17 protein-coding genes are annotated in these 20,497 nt (G+C 67.2%); 6 read left to right on the top strand and 11 right to left on the bottom strand.

Features of this window, described 5'->3' with window-relative positions:
- Positions 1-10 precede the first annotated feature (10 nt).
- From ATK74_RS00870 to ATK74_RS00860, 3 genes are all read right to left on the bottom strand, one after another.
- Positions 11-403, bottom strand: a complete 393-nt coding sequence (locus tag ATK74_RS00870) for a hypothetical protein (protein ID WP_169923673.1) — start codon at positions 401-403, stop codon at positions 11-13.
- A 494-nt stretch (positions 404-897) separates the two neighbouring features.
- On the bottom strand, positions 898-2,613 hold the full coding sequence (locus ATK74_RS00865) for a carbohydrate-binding domain-containing protein (protein ID WP_098459269.1): 1,716 nt from the start codon (positions 2,611-2,613) through the stop codon (positions 898-900).
- Positions 2,614-2,830: 217 nt separating this feature from the next.
- Positions 2,831-4,219: a tyrosine-protein kinase domain-containing protein gene (locus tag ATK74_RS00860; RefSeq protein WP_098459268.1), complete on the bottom strand. Its 1,389-nt coding sequence runs from the start codon at positions 4,217-4,219 to the stop codon at positions 2,831-2,833.
- Between the two features lie 95 nt (positions 4,220-4,314).
- Here ATK74_RS00860 and ATK74_RS00855 point away from each other — a divergent pair, with 95 nt between their 5' ends.
- A complete protein-coding gene (locus ATK74_RS00855; protein WP_098459267.1) occupies positions 4,315-4,872 on the top strand; it encodes an arsenate reductase/protein-tyrosine-phosphatase family protein in 558 nt (185 codons plus the stop codon).
- Here the strand turns inward: ATK74_RS00855 and ATK74_RS00850 are convergent.
- The 4 genes from ATK74_RS00850 to ppdK all read right to left on the bottom strand — a co-directional run bounded on the left by ATK74_RS00850 (position 4,847) and on the right by ppdK (position 11,131).
- Positions 4,847-6,103, bottom strand: a complete 1,257-nt coding sequence (locus ATK74_RS00850) for a hypothetical protein (RefSeq protein ID WP_098459266.1) — start codon at positions 6,101-6,103, stop codon at positions 4,847-4,849. The genes ATK74_RS00855 and ATK74_RS00850 overlap by 26 nt on opposite strands.
- A gap of 9 nt (positions 6,104-6,112) precedes the next feature.
- Positions 6,113-7,564 carry a lipopolysaccharide biosynthesis protein gene (locus ATK74_RS00845; protein WP_098459265.1) on the bottom strand — a complete coding sequence of 484 codons (1,452 nt, stop codon included), beginning with the start codon at positions 7,562-7,564 and terminating at the stop codon, positions 6,113-6,115.
- Complete coding sequence (locus ATK74_RS00840; RefSeq protein ID WP_143483517.1) at positions 7,561-8,400, bottom strand: glycosyltransferase family 2 protein; 840 nt, start codon at positions 8,398-8,400, stop codon at positions 7,561-7,563. The genes ATK74_RS00845 and ATK74_RS00840 overlap by 4 nt, the downstream gene beginning before the upstream one ends.
- Positions 8,401-8,500: 100 nt before the next feature.
- Positions 8,501-11,131 carry a pyruvate, phosphate dikinase gene (ppdK, locus tag ATK74_RS00835; RefSeq protein WP_098459263.1) on the bottom strand — a complete coding sequence of 877 codons (2,631 nt, stop codon included), beginning with the start codon at positions 11,129-11,131 and terminating at the stop codon, positions 8,501-8,503.
- A gap of 280 nt (positions 11,132-11,411) precedes the next feature.
- Between ppdK and ATK74_RS00830 the strand changes: the two genes are divergently transcribed.
- The 4 genes from ATK74_RS00830 to ATK74_RS00815 are packed head-to-tail and all read left to right on the top strand — an operon-like array spanning position 11,412 to position 15,545.
- A complete protein-coding gene (locus ATK74_RS00830) occupies positions 11,412-12,533 on the top strand; it encodes a glycosyltransferase family 4 protein (RefSeq protein WP_211283242.1) in 1,122 nt (373 codons plus the stop codon).
- On the top strand, positions 12,530-13,636 hold the full coding sequence (locus ATK74_RS00825) for a DUF1972 domain-containing protein (RefSeq protein WP_098459262.1): 1,107 nt from the start codon (positions 12,530-12,532) through the stop codon (positions 13,634-13,636). Before ATK74_RS00830 ends, ATK74_RS00825 begins: the two co-directional genes overlap by 4 nt.
- Positions 13,633-14,685: a Gfo/Idh/MocA family protein gene (locus tag ATK74_RS00820; protein WP_098459261.1), complete on the top strand. Its 1,053-nt coding sequence runs from the start codon at positions 13,633-13,635 to the stop codon at positions 14,683-14,685. Before ATK74_RS00825 ends, ATK74_RS00820 begins: the two co-directional genes overlap by 4 nt.
- Positions 14,686-14,687: 2 nt before the next feature.
- Complete coding sequence (locus ATK74_RS00815; protein WP_211283241.1) at positions 14,688-15,545, top strand: hypothetical protein; 858 nt, start codon at positions 14,688-14,690, stop codon at positions 15,543-15,545.
- Here the strand turns inward: ATK74_RS00815 and ATK74_RS00810 are convergent.
- The 3 genes from ATK74_RS00810 to ATK74_RS00800 are packed head-to-tail and all read right to left on the bottom strand — an operon-like array spanning position 15,529 to position 17,592.
- Entirely contained in the window at positions 15,529-16,269 is a 741-nt protein-coding gene (locus ATK74_RS00810) for a CDP-alcohol phosphatidyltransferase family protein (RefSeq protein ID WP_098459260.1), read from the bottom strand. The two genes, ATK74_RS00815 and ATK74_RS00810, sit on opposite strands and share 17 nt — an antisense overlap.
- On the bottom strand, positions 16,262-17,176 hold the full coding sequence (locus tag ATK74_RS00805; RefSeq protein ID WP_211283240.1) for a glycosyltransferase family 2 protein: 915 nt from the start codon (positions 17,174-17,176) through the stop codon (positions 16,262-16,264). The genes ATK74_RS00810 and ATK74_RS00805 overlap by 8 nt, the downstream gene beginning before the upstream one ends.
- Before the next feature lie 2 nt (positions 17,177-17,178).
- A complete protein-coding gene (locus ATK74_RS00800; RefSeq protein ID WP_098459258.1) occupies positions 17,179-17,592 on the bottom strand; it encodes an FAD synthase family protein in 414 nt (137 codons plus the stop codon).
- A gap of 368 nt (positions 17,593-17,960) precedes the next feature.
- On the opposite strand from ATK74_RS00800, the gene ATK74_RS00795 reads away from it, so the two are divergent.
- A complete protein-coding gene (locus ATK74_RS00795; RefSeq protein ID WP_211283239.1) occupies positions 17,961-19,343 on the top strand; it encodes a sugar transferase in 1,383 nt (460 codons plus the stop codon).
- Between the two features lie 240 nt (positions 19,344-19,583).
- On the opposite strand, the gene rfbA is transcribed toward ATK74_RS00795, so the two are convergent.
- A complete protein-coding gene (rfbA, locus tag ATK74_RS00790) occupies positions 19,584-20,450 on the bottom strand; it encodes a glucose-1-phosphate thymidylyltransferase RfbA (protein ID WP_098459256.1) in 867 nt (288 codons plus the stop codon).
- Positions 20,451-20,497 lie beyond the last annotated feature (47 nt).

Genomic DNA, 20,497 nt, shown 5'->3' with positions numbered 1-20,497 from the left:
ATTGCGTCCCTCACAGATTCCCCTTGAAGAGCACGGTCGGCTCCTCGACGTTGTAGGTGACCGAGATCTGCACCGGCCTCAGTGCGTCCTTGGTCACGGAAAAGACATAGACGGCACTCTGGTCAGCACCGGCTGCCAGCTGCCCGTGGAACGGCGCGGCCGGATCAGCGGTCATCGGAGTGGCCAACTGCCCAGTGGCGTCCAGCAGGTTCACGATCACGTGGTCCAGGTCGAGCGGACTGGTCGCTTGGTTGCGAATCCGGACGGTCACCGCCACTGCCGGGCCGCTGATCTCGCCCGGGCCCTTGCCCTCGACCTGTAGCCGAACCAGCTTGGTCAGGCTGACCGCGACCGGGTTCGCAGGGCTGGTCTCGCCCAGGCCGATCGGTGCGGCCGTGGTCATCTTCTTGCCCGGCACCACTTGCGCTGTGGTCCCGCCCGACGGAGCCGAAGCACCCGTGCTCGGCGTTGCCGAGACATCGGTTCCGGTGTGCGCCGTTGCGGACGGAGCTGACGTGGGTGATGGGCTGGCGATGGGCGCCGCTGTGCAGCCGATAGTGAGAAAGGAAATGGCCACACCAGCAAAAAGGGATCGCCAAGCACGGTGCCCGAAAGGGCCCCAGATCCGGCCCGCAACAATGTTGCTCAGGCTGGAATTGTGCTCGCGATCCATCGGAAGTTCCCCCCGAGACTTCCTCTCGTCGACCTCCCCCAAGGTCAACTGGTAGCGACAAGTCTAGCTATCCAGGGTTGGACTTGGCGAGGCCGAAGTCCCAAAACGGGTGACCGCCGGCCGCCGGTCCGGCCGCTCGACTCGCACCAGGAACGAGTCGGGCGGCCGGCCTTAGCCGGGCTTCACCTCAAGCACCCCCCATTTGACAAGGGTGAATGCCGAAATCAGACGTTTACCCGAATACTTACTGCAGTGGCCTTCGACAGCGGATTGCGCAGATCCCACACATAGTTAGTACTCGTGCTGATCACCTGGGTGGACTTCGCCACCATGCGGTGGTTCTTCCCGTAGCCCTGATCATTGAGGAACCAGTTCTCCTCGATGGCACTGCCATCACTCTTCGCCCAGGCGCTGGTGGCGCCGAGCATGTTCAGGCCCACGGCCCCGCCCCGGATCCAGTTCTTGCGCATGGTCAACTCACCAGGCTGGATCTTGTTCTGGTAGGCGTTCACCATCAGCGTCTCGCCGTTGACCGGGTTCGGGTAGAAGGGATGCCCACCGGTCATCTTGCCGGACGCGTCGTAGGTGGCAGGCCCCCAGCTGCTCACCGAGGTGTCGAGCAGACCCTCGATCCGGTTGCCGATCAGAGTCAGCCCCAGACCACCCATCCACTGGATGCCGTCGCTGTGGCTCTGGTTGTCCGAATGCGTGGGATCCGGCGACCAGCGCAGCAGGTCGTGAATCCAGCTACCGGTGATGGTCACGTCCACCCGAGTGCCGCCGTCGGCGACCGACGGGTTGGCACCGTCCACGGCACCGGTCAGCTCGACCCGCTTCAGGGTGAAGCCGCGTCCGTTGATGGTCCCGTTGTAGTAGTTGATACCGCGCGGCTTGAACGTGGAGTCCTCGAAGACATTGCCCGAGGAGGTCGCGTAACGAGCAATCACGGCCGCGTACTGCGGATTGGCCGGGCCCTCGAACAGGCAGTTGCGGAACAGGTAGTTCTTGCCGGTCAAGTAGACGTAGCCGCGGAACCGCTTGTTCTCGATGACCTTCACCTGGCTGCCCTGGTCGGAGTAGGTGACATTGCCCTCGACGGACTGCAGCACACGTGCATCGATCAGGCCGGTGTTGGTGGCGTCCGGGAAGTAGCTACCGGGAACCAGGCTGGCCCGCTTCGATGCGATCTCCGCGATCGTCATGGGCGAGGACGTCGGGGTGGGCGTCACCGTCGGGCTCGGGGTGAGCGTGGGAGTCGGCTCCGGCGTCGGGCTGGCCGACTCGGACGGAGCTGCCGACGTCGTCGGCTCCGGAGCGCTGGGAGTGGCGCTCGGGCTGTCGGACGGGCTGGCTGACGGCGTCCCCGGCTCCGGGTCCGGGTTGGGAACCTCGACCGAGACGTTGGACACCAGATGCACAGCGGTGACGAAGGCGTCCCGACTGCAGCGCTTGCGCAGCGTCTTGTCGTTGATCAGCTTCACCCGCACCTTGTGAGTGCCGGAGAACTCGGTGACCCGGTACTCCTTGAACTGGTTGGCCGCCGTCGTGGTGATGGTCTTGATCCGCTTGCCATCGACGTAGACGCGCACCTTGGCCGCACCCTTGCAGGTGGTGCCGCGGGCGATCAGGTACAGCGTGCCGTCACCGGACAGCGTGGTCTGTGCCCACGCCTTGTTGGTGCGCAGGGCAATCGCTCGATTGTCGACGTTGCCGCTAATCGTGGTGGTGACCCGCTTGGAGCGGTGAAGAGTGAAGGACGTGCTCGCCTTGGTGACCTTGACCGGCTGGACGACGGTCGTGGTAGCGACCGCCTCCGTGGGGGCGGCCTGCGCGAACTGGGCGGGGGACCAGCTGAGCAGGGAAAAGGTCAGTGCGGCTACGGCTAGGGGCGCGGCAACACTTGCGAGACGCTCGTTGAGTTGGGGGATACTCGGGCGCATGGATAGCTCTCTTTGCGACGGCGACGAGTCGCCGTTCCCCCGAGTTCCTTAAGTTGTTTTCCCAATAGCGACCCTAGCACACCCCCATGGGTAGGCCGCGAGCCGAGAGGATAACCCCTCGGACCGCCCTCGCGGAGGTGGATTTGCTAGCCAGGGCCGGTTTTCGAGGCGTGTGCGAGCCCTGTGGCCGGCTCAGCCCTCGGCTGGCTCCGCGAGGTCAGTAGCCGTAGGTCTCGCCGCGATCACGCGGTGCCGGCATCCGGTTCATCACCACACCGACCAGGTTCGCCTTGGCCGCCGACAGCGCGTCCACGGCCGCCCGCAACTGCCGCTTACGCAGCCGTCCCCGGCCGGCCACCAGCAGCACGGCATCGGCCTTGTCGGTCAGGGTCAGCGGATCGACGACGGCCAGCAGCGGCGGGCTGTCGATGACCACCACGTCGTAGGCGGCCATCACCTCGTCGAGGAAGCTGGACATGGCATGCGAGTCCAGCAGCAGCTTCGGGTTGGGCGGAGTGGTTCCGGCCGGCAGCACCTTCAGGCCCCGGACCCCCCACTCCTGGACGATGTCGGCAAAGGCCACCGTGCCGACCAGCACGTCGGCCAGTCCGACCGATGCCTCCAGGTCGAGGTACTGGCCGATCTTCGGACGGCGCAGGTCCGCATCGATCAGCAGAGTTCGAGCGCCGGTCTCGGCAAGGGCAAGAGCGAGTCCGACGCTGACCGTCGACTTCCCCTCCCCCGGGATGGCCGAGGTGACCAGCAGGCTGCGAATCGGGGTGTCGACGCTGGCGAAGCGCAGGTTGGCATGCACCCGTCCGAACGCCACGGGCAGCTGGGCGTCCGCGTCACCGGTGGTCCAGGCCGCCGGTTCGCTGGCCCGGCGGGTGGCCGGCACACTGCCGAGCGTGGTCAGCCCTTCGGGCAGGTCGTCCGCATCGAGGACGCGGTTGTCCAGCTTGTCGCGGGCGATGGCCAGGAGCAGGCCGAGGATGACGCCGGTGAAGAAGGCGATCAGGGTGTTGCGGACGGTCTGCGGCCCGGCCGCGTCGCTCGGCGGGAGCGCCTCGCTGACCACGGTCGCGGTGATCGTCGGGCTGCGGACGCCGGTGTTCGGGTCGATGCTCTCCGGGGAGATCTCCTTGGCCTTCTCACCCAGCACGGTGTTGACCTCGTTGGCGATCCGGGCCGCGTCCTCCGGCGTGCCGGCCTCCACCCGAATGTCCAGGATCACCGTGTCGGTCGAGGCGGTCACCTGGATCTGCTTGGCAAGATCGGTGGACGTGGTGCTCAGACCAAGATCGCGGATCACCGTGTCCAGCACCAGCGGCTGGGTGGCCAAGGAGGCGAAGGAGGCCAGTTGCAGCAGCGTGTAGTTCGCGCCCTGGTTCAAATCGCTGGCCGAACGTCCGCCCTGGAATGAGAAATACGAGCTCGCCTTTGCCGCATAGACCTTTGGCTGAGAGATGGAATAGGCGCCCACCGCCACCGCAAACATCAGGGGCGGAATAATCAGCCAGGGCCAGCGCCGCAGCAAAATGCGGAGGAACTCCTGGATCTCCAACACAACCCCCTTCATCGTCCAGCCGCAATGAGTGTAGGTCATGACCACCGCCGAACCGGGGGACGCGACAGGACAAGCCCCTGACCGGGCGACGATGCCTGCTATCTTCGTGAAGGCAGCCACGACGAAGGGGCCCCATGAAGACGAAGCCGCTGGTGCTGGTCGTATGCACAGGCAACGTGTGCCGTTCGCCGGTCGCGGAGTACCTGTTTCGTGCGGAATTGCCCGATCTGCCGATCGAGTTCGCCAGTGCCGGCACCGACGCCATGCCGGACCAGGAGATCGATCCGAAAATGGCCGCACTTCTGTCTCGTCGCGGAATCGACTCCTCCGATTTTCGCTCTCGCTGGCTGACCGGTGCCATGCCGCTGTCGGCAGATCTGATCTTGACCGCAGCCAGCACCCACCGGGCCACCGTCACTCGGATCTCGCCGCCGCTGCTGCATCGGACCCTGACCCTCAAGCAACTGGCTCGCTACGCCCCCGAGATCCTCACCGAGCGGCCGCCTTCGGACTTCGGCTCTCGCATCGACTGGATCGTTCGCTCGTTGCCGCGAGCCCGATCCCGGTCCATTCGCGATGGCAGCGACAGCATCGAGGACCCGATCGGCAAGTCCCAGCGCACCTACGAGAGCGTCTTCACCGAGGTCGAGCGCGCCGTGATGGCGATCAGTGAGTTGCTGCGGACGCGCTGAGCTCTTCGTCGACGGCCGGACCGACCTCGGGCTCCGGGGCCGCCACCCGGGACGCCACGGCCAGCCCCACCACGATCCAGAACAGAGTTCCGTACTGGGTGATCAGCGCGACCGAGGCCAGCGCCGGCAGTTGCGCCACGACCGCCACCATGGCCGGCGAGCTGCGTCCGATGAGCACCAGGACCACTGCGATGCCGAGCAGCACCAAGCCGATCAGCATCATCAGCCAGCCGTAGCTCAGCCCGGTCAGCACGATCTGACTGTCGATCGAACGGAAGCCGTCGACTGAGCGCTCGCCGGTGAGACTGGTCTGAGCGGCCGCCGTGCGGCCGACGATCTTCATCACTGCCACCAGGTCATACAGCTGGCCTCGATAGGTGGCACTGCCGCTGGCTTCGCTGCCGGCCTGCTCGATCACCTGGAACACGATCGGGACCAGGCCAAGCCCGCCCAGACCCAGGCTCAGCCAGGCCGCGCCGCGGGAGGCCCGGTCGACCCCGGCCGCCCCGCGGATGGCGATCACCAGCAGGCCGATCGCCGCGGCCAACATGGCGGCCCGGCTGAAGCTGACCAGGACGGCCACTCCGAGGATGCCGGTGAGGACGACTTTCAGCCACGGCTTGAACCGGGTGGCGTAGACCATCGGCACGGCCATGGCCATGGCGCAGCCGAAGGCGATCGAGTGCCCGAAGGCCCCCTCGGAGCGAGGCAGGCCGGCCCGGTACTGGATCTGCGCCCACAGGTTGTAGAGCCGGTTGTGCGGCCCGAGGATCTTCCACAAGTGGAAGTCGGCCACGAACTCGAAGATCCCGAAGCCGGCCGCCACCGCGAACACGACCACGATCGTGGCGTAGATCCGCTCCGGTCCCACGATGCCGAACACGAAGCGTCCGATCAGGAAGCCCAGCACCCACTCGGTGAGCAGGATGAAGACCGTGCTCAGGCTCGCTCCGCCGACGAGCACCGGCAGCAGGCCGGCGGCGAAGAAGATCGCCACCCCGAGATCGGCCAGGCCGTAGCGCCGGGGCAACCGGCCCAGGAAGCTGGCCAGCAGGACAACGCCGAAGACCAACGGCGGACGCCAGTCGGTGCCGAAACTGATCGCCCACCACACCGGGACGAAGGCGATCACCACACACATCCCGGCAAAGCCGATGCTCGGCGAGCGCCGCATCAGCAGCCAGCCCAAACCCGCTGCGGCCAGCCCGGCGACCAGGAGCACGATCTGCACGACGCTCCCCTATCCGGCCCGCTGCGGCAGGGCCATTCGGGCGAAGGAGATCATCTCCTGGTAGTCGCGGCGGAAGGCAGGGATCACCGCGGCGGCGAGATACCCCAACCCGACCACAACGACTCCGATGATCAGCTGAACGATGCTGGGCAGTGCTGCGCTGGCGCCGACCGCGTAGTAGCCGGCCACGCCGGCCACCGCGGCCACGCCGAGCACCCGGAAGGCTCCGGCATACAGCGACCGCACCGGCATCGGAGTGTAGCGGGACAGCCACCAGATCGAGATCGGCCACAGCAGGGCCTCGCTCACCGCGAAGCCGATGGCGACGCCCACGATCCCCCAGCTGCTCCCGATCAGGATGCCCAAGGCCCGTCCGACCAGGCCGATCAGGCTGTAGGTGAGTAGATGCTTGGTCAGCCCACGGGCCAGGTAGACCCAGTAGCCGACATAGGCCACCGTCTGGAAGGCGGACGCGACCGCCAGGATCGCGAACGGGGTGGCGATGGCCTGGAACTTCGGCCCGGTGAAGATCGCCACGATCGGCACCGCGGTGGCCCCGGCCACGGCGATCAGCGGGACGATGGCGTAGCCCAGCGCCTTCTGACCGGCCAGCACGAAGGCGTCGTTGCGGTCGCGTCCGTCCAGCCGGGACAGCACCGGGAGCGCCACCGTGGTGGTCGGCACCCGGAACTGGTTCACGGTCCGCATCAGCAGTTGGTAGGCCCGGCTGTACAGGCCCAGCGGCTCCAGCCCCATCCGAGTGCCGATGACCATGTTGTCGAAGTTGTTGTTCAGATAGCTGATGAACTGGCTGGCGACCAGCGCCGCCCCGTAGCGGACCATCGCGCGCACCCCGGTGCCGCGGCGCGGACGTCCGGGCAGCCAGCCGGCTTGGAAGCCGGTCAACAGCAGCAGCGCCACTCCGCCGGCCAGCGACTGGCCGACCAGCGACCAGTAGCTCCAGCCGTTTGCGGCCATGGCCACGGCCACCCCGACTCCGACCAGGTTCGCCCCCAGGTCGGACACCACCAAGGCGTTGAAACGCATCGTCCGGTTCAGGCTGGCCCGGTACTGGGCGACCGCGCCGTTGAGCAGGAAGACCAGGCCGAGCAGTCGGGCCAGGTCGGTGAGCTGCGGCGCTCCGAACCACCAGGCGGCCAGCGGCGCCAGCAGGGCCATCGCCGCCGAGAGTGCCGCGCCGAGCGCGACATTCAGCCAGAACAGGGTGTCCCGCTGCCCGGTGCTCAGCTCCTTGGCCTGGATCGCCGCGGTGGACAGCCCGAAGTCGCGGAACACCTCACCGAAGCCGACCAGCAGCATTCCGGCAGTGAACAAGCCGTAGTCGGTGGGGTCGATCAGCCGGGTCAGGATCGCCACCGAGGCCACCTGCAGGACCACCCGGGCCAGCTGCCCGGCCATCACCGTCCCGGCACCGCGGGCGGCCACCCTGCCCAGGCTCATCGGAGCCTCAGCTCCCGCTGCCCGGCCAGGGTGCCGCGCAGCGCCGGCCACAGGCCCCGGGTGAGCTTGGCCAGCCGGTCGGGCTGGCGACTGACCACTCGGCGCAGTTCGCGCCAGCGGGCCGCTCGCCAGATCCGCTGCTGGGCCGGACTGAGGTTCTTGGCGGCGAAGACCAGCCGGTTGCGGGCGTTGTAGTAGCTGTAGAGGGCCGACTTGCCACCCTGCGTGCCGCCGACATCGTGACGGACCCGGACCGCCTCCAGCTGCCGGCAGGTGCCGCCGGCCACCTGGGCTCGATAGCTCAGGTCCACGTCCTCCCAGTACATGAAGTAGCCCTCGGCGAAGCCGCCGAGCCGCTGCCACAGTGCGGCGGACGCGGCCAGGCAGGCCCCGGACAGCCAGTAGGGGGCGGTCGGTTCACCGCGGCTGAAGATCCGTCCCTGGTCGACCGCGATCGAGCCGAGGCCACCCCAGATCGAGCCGTCGGAGTTGATCAGCAGCGGGCCGACCAGATCGTCGGGGTGTTCCAGGGCGGCCGCACCGAGCTGGGCGACCTGGTCGCGGTCGAGTTCCAGGTCGGGGTTGGCCACGATCATCGCCTCGCAGCCGGCGTCGCTGAGCCGACGCAGCCCGAGGTTCGCGCCCTCGCCATAGCCGACATTGGGGCCGGCCACCGAGAGCCAGCCACGGTCGGCGGCCAGCTGAGCGCAGGCGTCCCGCTCGGCTGTGGTGGAGAAGTTGTCGACGAGGATCACCGGCTGCCCGGCGAGGTCGGAGAAGTTGCGCGCGATCAGCTCACTGGACGCATAGTTGACGACCACCACACCGACGGGCAAGTTGATCCTTCGCTCGGGCCTCGTCCCAGCGTAGCGAAGGGCGTCCCGGGCAAGCCGAAGGGCGCCGGCGAAACCTCGCCGACGCCCTTCGTGGTGTTGCTTACTTGTTGTTGAGCGCCGACTGCGCAGCCGCGAGACGGGCGACCGGCACCCGGAACGGCGAGCAGGAGACGTAGTCGAGACCGACGCTCTGGCAGAACTCGATGGACGACGGATCGCCACCGTGCTCACCACAGATGCCGAGCTTCAGGTCGGAGCGCACGGAGCGGCCGAGCTGAGCGGACATCTTCACGAGCTTGCCAACGCCGTTCTGGTCGAGACGGGCGAAGGGGTCGTTCTCGTAGATCTTCTTCTCGTAGTAGGCATCCAGGAACTTGCCAGCGTCGTCCCGGCTGAAGCCGAAGGTCATCTGGGTCAGGTCGTTGGTGCCGAAAGAGAAGAACTGGGCCTCCTTGGCGATCTCGTCCGCGGTCAGCGCCGCGCGCGGGATCTCGATCATGGTGCCGACCTTGTACTCAAGGGCGACGCCGGCCTCGGCGATGACCGCATCAGCGGTGGCGGTGACGACGTTCTTGACGTACACGAACTCCTTCACCTCGCCGACCAGCGGGATCATGATCTCCGGAACGACCTTCCACTCCGGGTGACGCTTCTGCACGTTGACCGCGGCCTCGATGATGGCCCGGGTCTGCATGGCGCCGATCTCGGGGTAGGTGACGTCCAGACGGCAGCCACGGTGACCCATCATCGGGTTGAACTCGTGCAGGGAGGCGATGATCTCCTTGAGTTCGTTGACCTCGAGCTTCATCTCGGCGGCCAGCGCCACGATGTCGTCCTCATCGGTCGGCAGGAACTCGTGCAGCGGCGGGTCGAGGAGGCGGATGGTGACCGGGAAGCCTTCCATGGCCTCGTAGATGCCCTCGAAGTCGCCGCGCTGCATCGGCAGGAGCTTGGCCAGGGCGGCCTCGCGCTGCTCGACGGTCTTGGAGACGATCATCTCGCGGATGGCCGCGATCCGGTCGGTCTCGAAGAACATGTGCTCGGTGCGGCACAGGCCGATGCCCTCAGCCCCGAAGGCACGCGCCTGCTTGGCGTCGGCCGGGGTGTCGGCGTTGGTGCGGACCTTCATGGTGCGGAAGGCGTCGGCCCACTCGATGACGCGGCCGAAGTAGCCACTGACATCGGCCGGGACGGTCGCGATCTGCTCGCCGTAGACGGCACCGGTGGAGCCGTCGAGGCTGATCCAGTCGCCCTCGCCGAAGCTCTTGCCACCCAGGCTGAAGGTCTTGCCGTCAGCGGAGAAGGACACCTCGCCGAGGCCGGAGACGCAGCAGGTACCCATGCCGCGGGCAACGACCGCAGCGTGGGAGGTCATGCCACCGCGGGCGGTCAGGATGCCCTGGGCGTAGTGCATGCCCTCGATGTCCTCAGGAGTGGTCTCCAGGCGAACCAGGATCACCGGCTCCCCTGCCTTGCCGCGAGCCGCGGCGTCCTCAGCGGTGAAGGAGACCTTGCCGGTGGCGGCGCCCGGCGAAGCCGGCAGACCCTTACCGATCGGGGTGGCGGCCTTCAGGTCGGCCACGTTGAACTGCGGGTGCAGCAGCGCGTCGATCTGCTTGGGATCGATCATCCGGACGGCCTGCTCCTGGCTGATCTGGCCCTCGTCGACCAGGTCGCAAGCGATCTTGAAGGCGGCAGCGGCGGTGCGCTTGCCATTGCGGGTCTGGAGCATGAAGAGCTTGCCCTCTTCAATGGTGAACTCCATGTCCTGCATGTCGTGGTAGTGGCTCTCGAGCTTGTTCACGATGGCCACGAACTGGTCGTAGACCGCCGGGTTCTGCTCCTTGAGCTGATCGATGGTCTGCGGGGTGCGGATGCCGGCAACGACGTCCTCGCCCTGGGCGTTCATCAGGAACTCGCCGTACAGGCCCTTGTCACCGGTGGCGGGGTTGCGGGAGAACGCAACGCCGGTGCCGGAGGTGTCGCCCATGTTGCCGAAGACCATGGACTGGACGTTGACCGCGGTGCCCCAGTCGGACGGGATGTCGTTCATGCGGCGGTAGTAGATGGCGCGCGGGTTGTCCCAGGAGCGGAACACGGCCTTGATGGCGCCGAACAGCTGCTCGACCGGATCGGACGGGAAGTCGGAACCGATCTTGGCCTTGTACTCGGCCTTGAACGCGGTGGCGAGTTCCTTCAGGTCATCAGCGGTGAGCTCGGTGTCGAGCGTGACGCCGCGGGCTTCCTTCAGCTCGTCGATCAGCTTCTCGAAGTAGGCCTTGCCGACCTCCATGACGACGTCGGAGTACATCTGGATGAACCGACGGTAGGAGTCGTAAGCGAAGCGCGGGTTGTTGGTCTTGGCGGCGAAGGCCTCCACGACGGTGTCATTCATGCCCAGGTTGAGGATGGTGTCCATCATGCCGGGCATCGAGGCGCGGGAGCCGGAACGGACCGACACCAGCAGCGGGTTGGCCGGGTCGCCGAACTTCTTGCCGGTGATGGCCTCGAGCTTGGTGATGTAGCTGAGGATCTCGGCACGGATGCCGTCGTTGATGGTCTCGCCATCGGCGTAGTACTGGGTGCAGGCCTCGGTGCTGATGGTGAAGCCCTGCGGGACGGGCATGCCGAGCCCCGTCATCTCGGCGAGGTTGGCACCCTTGCCGCCGAGGAGGTTACGCATCGACGCGTCGCCCTCGCTGAACTCATATACGAACTTGTGGTCACTCATCGTGAAGTCGATTCTCCTTCAATCCGCTCCACTGCCGGCGCTGGACGACGAAGTCCATCTCGGGCGTCGGCGGAGCTAGGTCCGACACCGCGGCGCAAACAACCTCACAATACCGTGGCGCACCGCCCAACTTTTACCGAGCCCACCGGTCGCACAAACGCGCAGCCCGGGTGGCCGAGCCAGCACATCGCGTGGCACGCTGCCCAGAACCGACTGCCCGCTAGAGTCGAGTTCGTTCTGACCAGCAAGCTGTGAGATCCATCGTCGAGAGGAAGCGCGGATGGCGGGGCGCACCATCCTGATCGCGAACCCTTCTGCGGACGTCTACGGCTCCGACCTGCAGCTGCTGGAAAGCGTCAGCGCCCTGGCTGGTGCCGACTACCGAGTCCTGGTGACGATGCCGTCCGACGGCCCGCTGACCGCGCGGCTACGGGATCGCGGTGCCGAGGTGCTGCTGATCGACTACCCGGTGCTCCGCAAGGCCCACTTGTCCCCGCTGCGCTTCCTCGGCCTGGTCGGCGCAGCCATCGTGGCCGTGCCCCGGCTGGTCTGGCTGCTGCGCCAGACCGTCCCTGACGCTCTGTACGTGAACACCGTCACTTTGCCCTGGTGGCTGCTGGCCGGACGGCTTGCTCGGGTGCCCACCCTGTGCCACGTCCACGAAGCCGAAGCGCCCAGCTCGCAGCTGATCGGACGGGCCCTGTTCGCTCCGCTCCGGCTGGCGAACCAGGTGATCGTGGTGAGCCGGACGGCGCTGGACGCCATCGGGCCCGCCGCGCGCCGGGTCAGCGTCATCTACAACGGCGTCCCGCAGCCGGATGAGCCGGTCCACCCGGCGCCGATGACCAGTCCGGTCCGGGCGGTCTGCGTCGGACGACTCTCGGCCCGCAAGGCTCCGCACGTGGCGCTGGAGGCGGTGGCCCTGCTGCGCAGCCGCGGCTACGACGTGCAGCTGGAACTCATCGGCAGTGTCTTCGCCGGCAACGAGGCCTACGAGCAGCAACTGCGCGAGCGGGCCGCCCGGCCCGATCTGGCCGGGGCGATCAGCTTCGCCGGCTACTGCTCTCCGATCTGGCCGAAGCTGGCCGCTGCCCAGCTGGCGATCCAGCCGTCGTACAACGAGTCGCTCGGCAATGCCGTGATCGAGGAGCAGTACGCGCTGCGTCCGGTGGTGGCCACCGGCGTCTACGGGCATCTGGAGAGCATCGTCGACCAACAGACCGGCCTACTGGTGCCGCCGGACGACCCCGAAGCCTTGGCCACAGCGGTGGCCCGACTGATCGACGAGCCGGAACTGGCCGCCCGGATCGCCGAGGCGGCCCGTCGCTCGGCACAGGAGAAGTTCTCGGTGGAGCGCTACGCGACCGAGTTGGTCGCCTGCGTCGAAGGGGTCCTGCGATGAGAACTGTGCGGATCCTGGGCACCCACGGGGTGCCGGCCGGCTACGGCGGCTTCGAGACCGCAGCCGAGGCGGTGGCCCGCTACCTGGTCGGCAACGGCTGGCGGGTGGTCGTCTACTGCCAGGAGCCCGACCACGGCCAGGGCGTGATCACCGACGAGTGGGAGGGCATCGAGCGGGTCCGGATCCCGATCGCCCGGGACGGCTGGCTCGGCACCGCCCAGTTCGACCTGGTCAGCATCCGGCATGCCGCCCGGCACCGCGACGTCTGCCTGACCTTCGGCTACAACACCGCCGTTTTCAACCTCCGCCAGAAGCTCGCGGGCATCCCGAACGTGATCAATATGGACGGGATCGAATGGTCGCGGGCCCGCTGGGGCAAGTTCCGGCAGGCCATCTTGTGGACCAACGAGCGGATCGCCTGCTGGATCGGCGACGAGCTGATCGCCGACCACCCCGAGATCGAGGTCTACCTGCGCGGACGGGCCCGGGCCGAGAAGATCACCACCATCACCTATGGCGCCCCGCTGGTCACCGCGGCCGACCCGGCTCCGCTGACCGAGCTCGGGCTGAACCCGGGCGGCTACCTGACCCTGATCGCCCGGCCGATCCCGGAGAATTCGATCCTGGAGCTGGTCCACGGCTTCTCGGCGCGGCCACGTCCGGTCGATCTGGTGATCCTCGGCGACTACGGCGATGACCCCTACCACCAGGCGGTGCGGGCGGCGGCGTCCGATCAGGTGCACTTCCCGGGCGCCATTTACGACCCGCAGGTCACTCAGGCCGTCCGCTTCCACAGCGTCGGCTACCTGCACGGGCACACCGTGGGCGGCACCAATCCGTCCCTGGTCGAGGCGCTCGGCGCCGGCAATCCGGTGGTGGCCCACGACAACCCGTACAACCGCTGGGTGGCCCAGGACGCCGCGCTCTACTTCTCCGATGTGGCCGGGGCCGACCAGGCGATCACCCGGCTGACCAGCGAGCCCGGGCTGGCCGACGCGCTGCGCAGTGCCGCCCGCGCCCGGCACGCCGCGGAGTTCACCTGGGAGCATGTAGCAGGCCAGTACGAGCAACTTCTGCTCGCCGCGATGGAGGGACGCCAGTGATCAGAGTCGGTGTCGTCGGCATGGGCAAGATGGGGCTGTCCCATCTGTCCATCTTCCGGGCCCACCCACAGGTGGAGCTGGCCGGCATTTGTGATTCGAACAGCTATCTGTTGTCGGTGCTGGGCAAGTACACCGGCATCCCGACCTACTCCAGCTACGAGACCATGCTGACCAAGGGCGAGCTGGACGCCGTGGTGATCGCCACCCCGTCCGCCCTGCACGCGCCAATGGTGCGCACCGCCTTGGACCGCGGCCTGCACGTCTTCTGCGAGAAGCCGTTCTGCCTGGATCCGGCCGAGTCCGAGCAGCTGACCGCACTGGCCGAACAGAAGGCCCTGGTCACCGCGGTCGGCTATCACTACCGCTTCGTCGGCACCTTCGCCGAGGTGAAGCGGCTGCTCGACGCCGGCGCCATCGGCGAGGTGACCCTGGCGCAGGCCGAGGCCTTCGGCCCGGTGGTGCTGAAGCGGCAGGGGACGACCTGGCGCAGCAAGAAGCAACTGGGCGGCGGCAGCCTGTACGACTATGCGGCCCACCCGCTGAACCTGCTGAACTGGTATCTGGGCAGCCCGAGCTGGGTCGGCGGCACCGTGCTGCAGCCGGTCTTCTCGGCCGAGACCGACGACCAGGTGGCCGGGACGCTGCGCTTCGACTCCGGGGCCACCGGCCAGATCAGCGTGAACTGGAGCGACGAGTCCGAGCGGAAGATGTCCACCAAGATCACCCTGTGGGGCACCAAGGGACGGATTCACGCCGACCGCCAGGAGCTCCAGGTCTACCTGCGCGAGGAAGGCCCGGCGGGCTACCGCAAGGGCTGGACGGTGAAGTACACCACCGAGCTGACCAAGGACGTCTGGTTCTATCTACGCGGCGAGGAGTACAGCGCCCAGGCCGACGACTTCATCACCCGGATCGCCGACCATCGCACCGAGGGTGTGAACAGCTTCGCCTCGGCGAGCGCCACCGACCAGACCCTGGCCTTGATGGTGGCCGACGCCGAAGCCCCTGCCAAACCACGCGGCGGCCTGCGCCGCCTGATCGGACGCTGACCATGGACCGACTGCTCTTCGGAGACAACCAGTTCTTCGGCGTGAACCACATGTCGGAGGAGAAGGCCCGCTCACAGGCCATGCGCTTCCAGGACATCGAGGCCATCCAGGCCGTCCTGGACGATGCCTATGACGAGGGCGTCACCACCTTCATGTGCACCACCCACGACCGGATCGCCGAGGTGACTGCGCACGTCCGGGCCAACCCGGAGCGCTATCCCGACCAGAAGTTCTTCCCGTGCATGCCGTACGCCCACAAGTACGCCAATGCCATGACCGAGGACGGCCCGATCGGCGCCATCCGTCGCTTCCTGCCCGACGGCGGCATCCTGGACGCCGCCATGCGCGGCGGCATGTCGCTGGCCAAGAAGGACATCGAGGGCGTCACCACCTTGCTGATCGACGCCGAGATGAAGATGTTCGAGGGCCTGTCCACGCCGGTGGTCTTCCTGCAGAACGTGGTGGTCGACCTACTGCTCGGGATGGGCTTCCTGGATGCCTTCGCCACCTTCGCCGAGCACGTCCGCACCCGCTATCACGCAGAGCCGGGCTTCATCACCATGAACACCCCGATGCTGCTGGACGCCTTGGACCAGGTCGGACTGGTCAACCCGATCGTGTGCTCCAACATCAACAAGCTCGGCTTCCGGATGAGCGGCGGCGTCGAGGGCTACCAGCAGGCGCTGGAGAAGCGTCCGTTCCGAGCGATCGCCATGTCGGTGTTCGCCTCCGGCGCGATCCCGGCCGCGGAGGCCATCGAGTGGGTCTGCACGCAGCCCAACATCGAGTCGATCGTGTTCGGGGCGTCCAGCCGGGCGCACATCGCGGCCACCCGGGATGAGGTCAAGAAGTACTGGTGAGCACCCGCCGGTACCAGCGGACCGACTGGATGGTCAGGATCCCGAGGTTGGCCAGCAGGAGCAGGCTGTAGACCACCCGCCACACCGGCAGCACGCCGATCAGGATCATCGACAGGGCGAGAAAGCCGTAGTCGCCCGGGATGCCGATGAGCGAACCGAAGGCCGACGGCGATGCCTCCTGGTGAGCCAGGGTGAGCTGCTTGGCGCCGCGCTCGCGTAGCACCAGGTCGGTCAGGATGAAGCCGAAGAACCAGACGGCGGCCTCGATCGCATAGACCAGCGGGATCAGGGTGGTGACCACCGGCAGGCCATCCAGGTTGCGGAACCAGAACACCGCCACCGCCAGATGCAGGCTGGAGATCTTCACGGCGTCGACCATGTGATCCAGCCACTCCCCGGCCGGGCTGCCGCCGCCACGCAGCCGGGCCACCTGGCCGTCGGCGGAGTCCAGCGCGTAGCCGATCACCAGCAGCGCGGTCACCGCGATGGCCAGCACCCAGGACGCGGTGCCGGTGGCCAGCAGGCCGATCCCGGCGAAGGTGAACACCGCACTCACCCCGGTGACCTGGTTCGGGGTCATCCCGAGCTTGAAGGCGGTGGCCGCGAAGATCCGGCCCAGCGGACGGTTGATCCAGCGCGAGTAGGCCGGCGCATTGCGGTTGCTCTTCTGGGCTTTGGCGAGCTCAGCCCGGATCTGCGACCAGGGCTCTGCTCGATCAGCCATTCGTGGGTCCCGTCCGCTTGTACTCGAAATAACGGTAACCGAAGACGCCGGCCACCAGGCCGGTTCCGCGAGCAAGGTTGCGGGCTCCGGCGGCGCGCAGCCCCCGGTCGCGGGCCACGACGCCGGCCGCCATCCGGACCAGACCACCGGCCACCCGGGCCAGCCCGGAGCCGAAGTCGGCGGCCAGCCAGCGCAAGCGCTCCCCCGGAGTGCGGGCCAGGTGACGGCTGGACGCGCTCCAGCAGCTGCCGCTGCGTAGGGCCCGGCGCAGCACCCAGTCGCGGGTGGCCCGGTTGGCCGGGACCACGTCGTAGACGATGGCCTCGTCACACCAGACCATCCGTCCGCCGCGCTGGACGAGCTGTCGGGTGAACACCGTGTCGCTGCCGCCGCTGATCCCGAACTCGGCGTCGAAGCGCAGGTCGAGCGCACGCACCTCACCCAGATCGAGCAGCAGGTTGTTGGTGGCCGCAACAGTGATTTCGGTGCCGGTCGGCATCCGGCGCCGGGTGAAGAAGCCGCCGTCGATGATCCAGGGGTCCGGCTCTCCGTCGAAGCGGGAGATCACCGGGCCGACCACGGCGCATCCGTAGCGTCGGTAGGCCTCCAGCAAGAGGACCAGCCAGCCCTCGATCGGACGTTCGTCGTCGTCGATGAAGACCAGCAGATCGCAGTCGGACGACTCGTCCAGTGCCCGGTTACGGGCGGTGGCGATCCCGGGCTCGGGTTCGTGGACGTAGCTCACCCCGGCGGCGGTGACGACCTCGCGGGCACTGGCCTGCGGATCGTTGTCGACCACCAGGATGTCGGCGTCCCAGCCAGCCGCCCGGGCCGCGTCCGCCTCTCGGGAGAGCTCGGGAAGGATGGCGGCAAGGTCGTCGGGGCGGCGATAGGTCAGTACCGCCACCCTCACCATGAGGTGATGACCCGCCGCAGTTCGGTGGACGAGGTGGTCAGTGTGTACGGGAAGTAATGGACGCTCGCGCCGACCGTGGCCAGCGACTCCTCGAGCCGTTGCCCCTTGGCGGTGCCGCGCCAGTCGTCGCCCTTGAACAGAATGTCGAAATGCACCCGCTGCCACACCCGGAGCTTGTCGGAGGAGTCGTCGGCGACAACCTCGTCCACGATGCCGATCGCGGCGACGATCGCCATCCGCTCCTCGAAGGGCACGATCGGTGGGTTTCCCTTCATCGCGGTGAGGGCATCATCGGTGACGACGCCGACCACGAGCGTGTCGCAGTGCTCGCGGGCGCGCTTGAGGATGTTCAGGTGTCCGATGTGGAACATGTCCCAGGCTCCAGGGACGTAACCGACTACAGCCATCGTTCCCGCTTTCGTTGCACGGCGGCTCAGAAGTGTCTGCCGAGTCGTCACCAAGTATTCCGGCAAATCGCATCGCTCAGCTAGGCGACAAGCGGACGACCGCAGCACCCGGGGCGGCTCCGTGAGCGGTGAGTAAGTAATGTCACCCGGTCGGGGTACCCACGCATTGCCAAGCCTTGGCCGCCCGAGGATAATGAATCCGTCGCCGGGAGAAATTGGGAACTTCGCCGGCAGGCACAGGCTTTCGGGGGATCGCCTGTTCTGGGGGATTTGTGGGTCAGAGTCGGGGGGCCATGACCACACTAACGACGTATCTTGACGGTTCAGTCGAGGAACGAGTTGCGCATACCGGTCGCTACAACCGGACCATGCAGACGTTGATCGTGTATCTGATCGATGCGCTGCTGATCACCATGTCACTGGTCGCAGTCGTCGCTGCGCGCGGCTTGCTGCGGATCGAGGACACACCGACCGACCGAGCCATTCAGTTCGGCATTCCGCTGATCGGGTTGGCCTGGCTGGTCATGCTGTACTTCTTCGGAGCCGCCAACCCGCGCCATCTGCGGGCCGGCGCCGTGGAGTACAAGCGGGTGCTGATGGCCTCGTTCACGCTGGCCGCACTGGTCGGCGTCGGCGTCTACCTGCTGCGCACGGAGTTTCCGCGCTCGGTCTTCCTGCTCACCTTCACCTTCGGCACCGGGGTGCTGCTGCTCGGCCGCTTCCTGCGCCGTCGGACCATGGTCGCCCTGCACCGCCGCGGCATCGGAGTCACTCCGCTGCTAGTGGCCGGCGAAAGCGGCCACGTGGACGCGATCGCCAAGGTGCTGCGCCGCGAGACCTGGCTCGGCTATCGGGTGGTCGGTGCGGTGACCAGCGACGTCCAGTCGAGCACTCCGGGCGGCCTGCCGGTGCTGGGCCGGATCGACGAGACCGTGAACCTGGTCGACGACCTGGGCGTGCACGGCGTGATCTTCGCCGAAGGCTCCTTCTCCGCGCCGGCCGACTTCCGCCGGACGGCCTGGCAGCTCGAGGCCAAGGACATTCAAATGATCGTGGTCCCGGCCGTCACCGACATCTCCGCACAGCGGCTGGAGATCCGTCCGGTGGCCGGCCTGCCGCTGCTGGACGTCGATCGTCCGCAGGCGATCGCCGCCGCGCGCTGGATCAAGCGCACCTTCGACTTGATCGGCTCGGGTTTGCTGCTGATCGCTTCGGCTCCGGTGATGGCGCTGGTGGCGCTGGCCATCAAGCTTGAGGACGGTGGCCCGGTGTTGTTCCGGCAGACCCGAGTCGGCCTGAAGGGGCAGACCTTCGAGTGCTTGAAGTTCCGTTCCATGGTTCCCGACGCCGAAGCCCGACTGGCCGCGCTGATCGCGTCCAATGAGGGTGCCGGACCGCTGTTCAAGATGACCAAGGACCCTCGAATCACGCGGGTCGGACGGTTCATTCGCCGCTTCTCACTGGACGAGCTGCCGCAGTTCTTCAACTCGTTCCGGGGCGATATGAGCCTGGTCGGCCCGAGGCCGGCGCTGCCATCGGAAGTGGCTCAGTACGACTCGGACGCCCGGCGTCGCCTGGACGTCCGCCCCGGCCTGACCGGCCTGTGGCAGGTCTCCGGCCGCTCGAACCTCTCCTGGGACGACACCGTCCGCCTCGATCTGTACTACGTGGACAACTGGTCGCTGGTGCAGGATCTGATGATCCTGGCCAAGACCGCCCGGGCCGTCGTGGGGTCGTCCGGGGCCTATTGATCGTCGGTGGCGCTGGGTGTGATCCCCCTCTAGCCGGTGCCACCGTTCGTAAACCAGCTGGCCTCCGCTCCCCCCAGGGTGGGGGCCAGCTGGCAACTTGTGGCTACTACCACCCACCGCGCTTCGCCCGTCCACCCCCGCGTTCGCTACCGAAGGCAACTCCCGCTACCGATCTTTCGGCAGCAAGGGTTGCGTTCGGTAGCGCGAACCGGGAAGCGGGGGCGCCGGCGGGGCGATCAGCTAGCGCGGTTGGGCGAGCAGCCCGCGCAGGTAGGCCCCGTAGCCCGACTTGGCCAGGACGTCCGCCCGGGCCGACAGCTCGTCGTCACTGAGGAAGCCGGCCCGCCAGGCGGCCTCTTCCGGACAGCCGACCTGGAGCCCCTGTCGGGCCTGCAGGGTCCGGACGAACTCGCTGGCATCCAGCAGTGAGTCGAAGGTGCCGGTGTCCAGCCAGGCAGTGCCACGCGGCAGGATAGACACGTTGAGCTCACCGCGCTCGAGGTAGACCCGATTGACATCGGTGATCTCGTACTCACCTCGAGCCGACGGTGCCAGGTTGGCCGCGATCTCGGTGACTTGCTCGTCGTAGAAGTACAGCCCGGGGACCGCATAGTGCGACTTGGGCTGGGCCGGCTTCTCTTCGATGGAGATCGCCTTCCCGTCCCGCACCTCGACCACGCCATAGGCAGTCGGGTCGGCCACCCAGTAGCCGAACACGGCTGCCCCGGACACCTCGGCCTGGGCCTGCAGCTGAGTGCCGAGCCCCGAGCCGTAGAAGATGTTGTCCCCCAGCACCAGGCAGGACTTCTCGCCACCCACGAAATCGGCACCAATGGTGAATGCCTGGGCCAATCCCTTGGGCTCAGGCTGGGTGGCAAAGCTGATTTCCATACCAAATTGCGTACCATCGCCGAGTAGCCGGACGAAGCCAGCCTGCTCATGCGGAGTGGTGATCACCAGGACCTCGCGGATCCCGGCCAGGATCAGCGTCGACAAGGGGTAGTAGATCATCGGCTTGTCGTACACCGGCACCAGCTGCTTGCTGTTGGCCAGGGTGATCGGGTGCAGCCGGGTGCCGGATCCGCCGGCCAGAATGATTCCGCGCATGGCCACAGCATTTCATGTCGGCCAGCCCGCATCGTAGGCTTTTGGTC

This window comes from Propionicimonas paludicola (genome assembly GCF_002563675.1).
GTDB lineage: Bacteria > Actinomycetota > Actinomycetes > Propionibacteriales > Propionibacteriaceae > Propionicimonas > Propionicimonas paludicola.
This window is presented reverse-complemented; position numbering and strand designations above follow the sequence as displayed.

Excerpts from the sequence above, each read along its gene's own strand:
- ATK74_RS00870 (WP_169923673.1), bottom strand. The coding sequence starts at position 403 with ATGACCACGGCCGCACCGATCGGCCTGGGCGAGACCAGCCCTGCGAAC.
- ATK74_RS00865 (WP_098459269.1), bottom strand. The coding sequence starts at position 2,613 with ATGCGCCCGAGTATCCCCCAACTCAACGAGCGTCTCGCAAGTGTTGCC.
- ATK74_RS00860 (WP_098459268.1), bottom strand. The coding sequence starts at position 4,219 with ATGACCTACACTCATTGCGGCTGGACGATGAAGGGGGTTGTGTTGGAG.
- ATK74_RS00855 (WP_098459267.1), top strand. The coding sequence starts at position 4,315 with ATGAAGACGAAGCCGCTGGTGCTGGTCGTATGCACAGGCAACGTGTGC.
- ATK74_RS00845 (WP_098459265.1), bottom strand. The coding sequence starts at position 7,564 with ATGAGCCTGGGCAGGGTGGCCGCCCGCGGTGCCGGGACGGTGATGGCC.
- ppdK (WP_098459263.1), bottom strand. The coding sequence starts at position 11,131 with ATGAGTGACCACAAGTTCGTATATGAGTTCAGCGAGGGCGACGCGTCG.
- ATK74_RS00830 (WP_211283242.1), top strand. The coding sequence starts at position 11,412 with ATGGCGGGGCGCACCATCCTGATCGCGAACCCTTCTGCGGACGTCTAC.
- ATK74_RS00825 (WP_098459262.1), top strand. The coding sequence starts at position 12,530 with ATGAGAACTGTGCGGATCCTGGGCACCCACGGGGTGCCGGCCGGCTAC.
- ATK74_RS00815 (WP_211283241.1), top strand. The coding sequence starts at position 14,688 with ATGGACCGACTGCTCTTCGGAGACAACCAGTTCTTCGGCGTGAACCAC.
- ATK74_RS00810 (WP_098459260.1), bottom strand. The coding sequence starts at position 16,269 with ATGGCTGATCGAGCAGAGCCCTGGTCGCAGATCCGGGCTGAGCTCGCC.
- ATK74_RS00800 (WP_098459258.1), bottom strand. The coding sequence starts at position 17,592 with ATGGCTGTAGTCGGTTACGTCCCTGGAGCCTGGGACATGTTCCACATC.
- ATK74_RS00795 (WP_211283239.1), top strand. The coding sequence starts at position 17,961 with ATGCAGACGTTGATCGTGTATCTGATCGATGCGCTGCTGATCACCATG.
- rfbA (WP_098459256.1), bottom strand. The coding sequence starts at position 20,450 with ATGCGCGGAATCATTCTGGCCGGCGGATCCGGCACCCGGCTGCACCCG.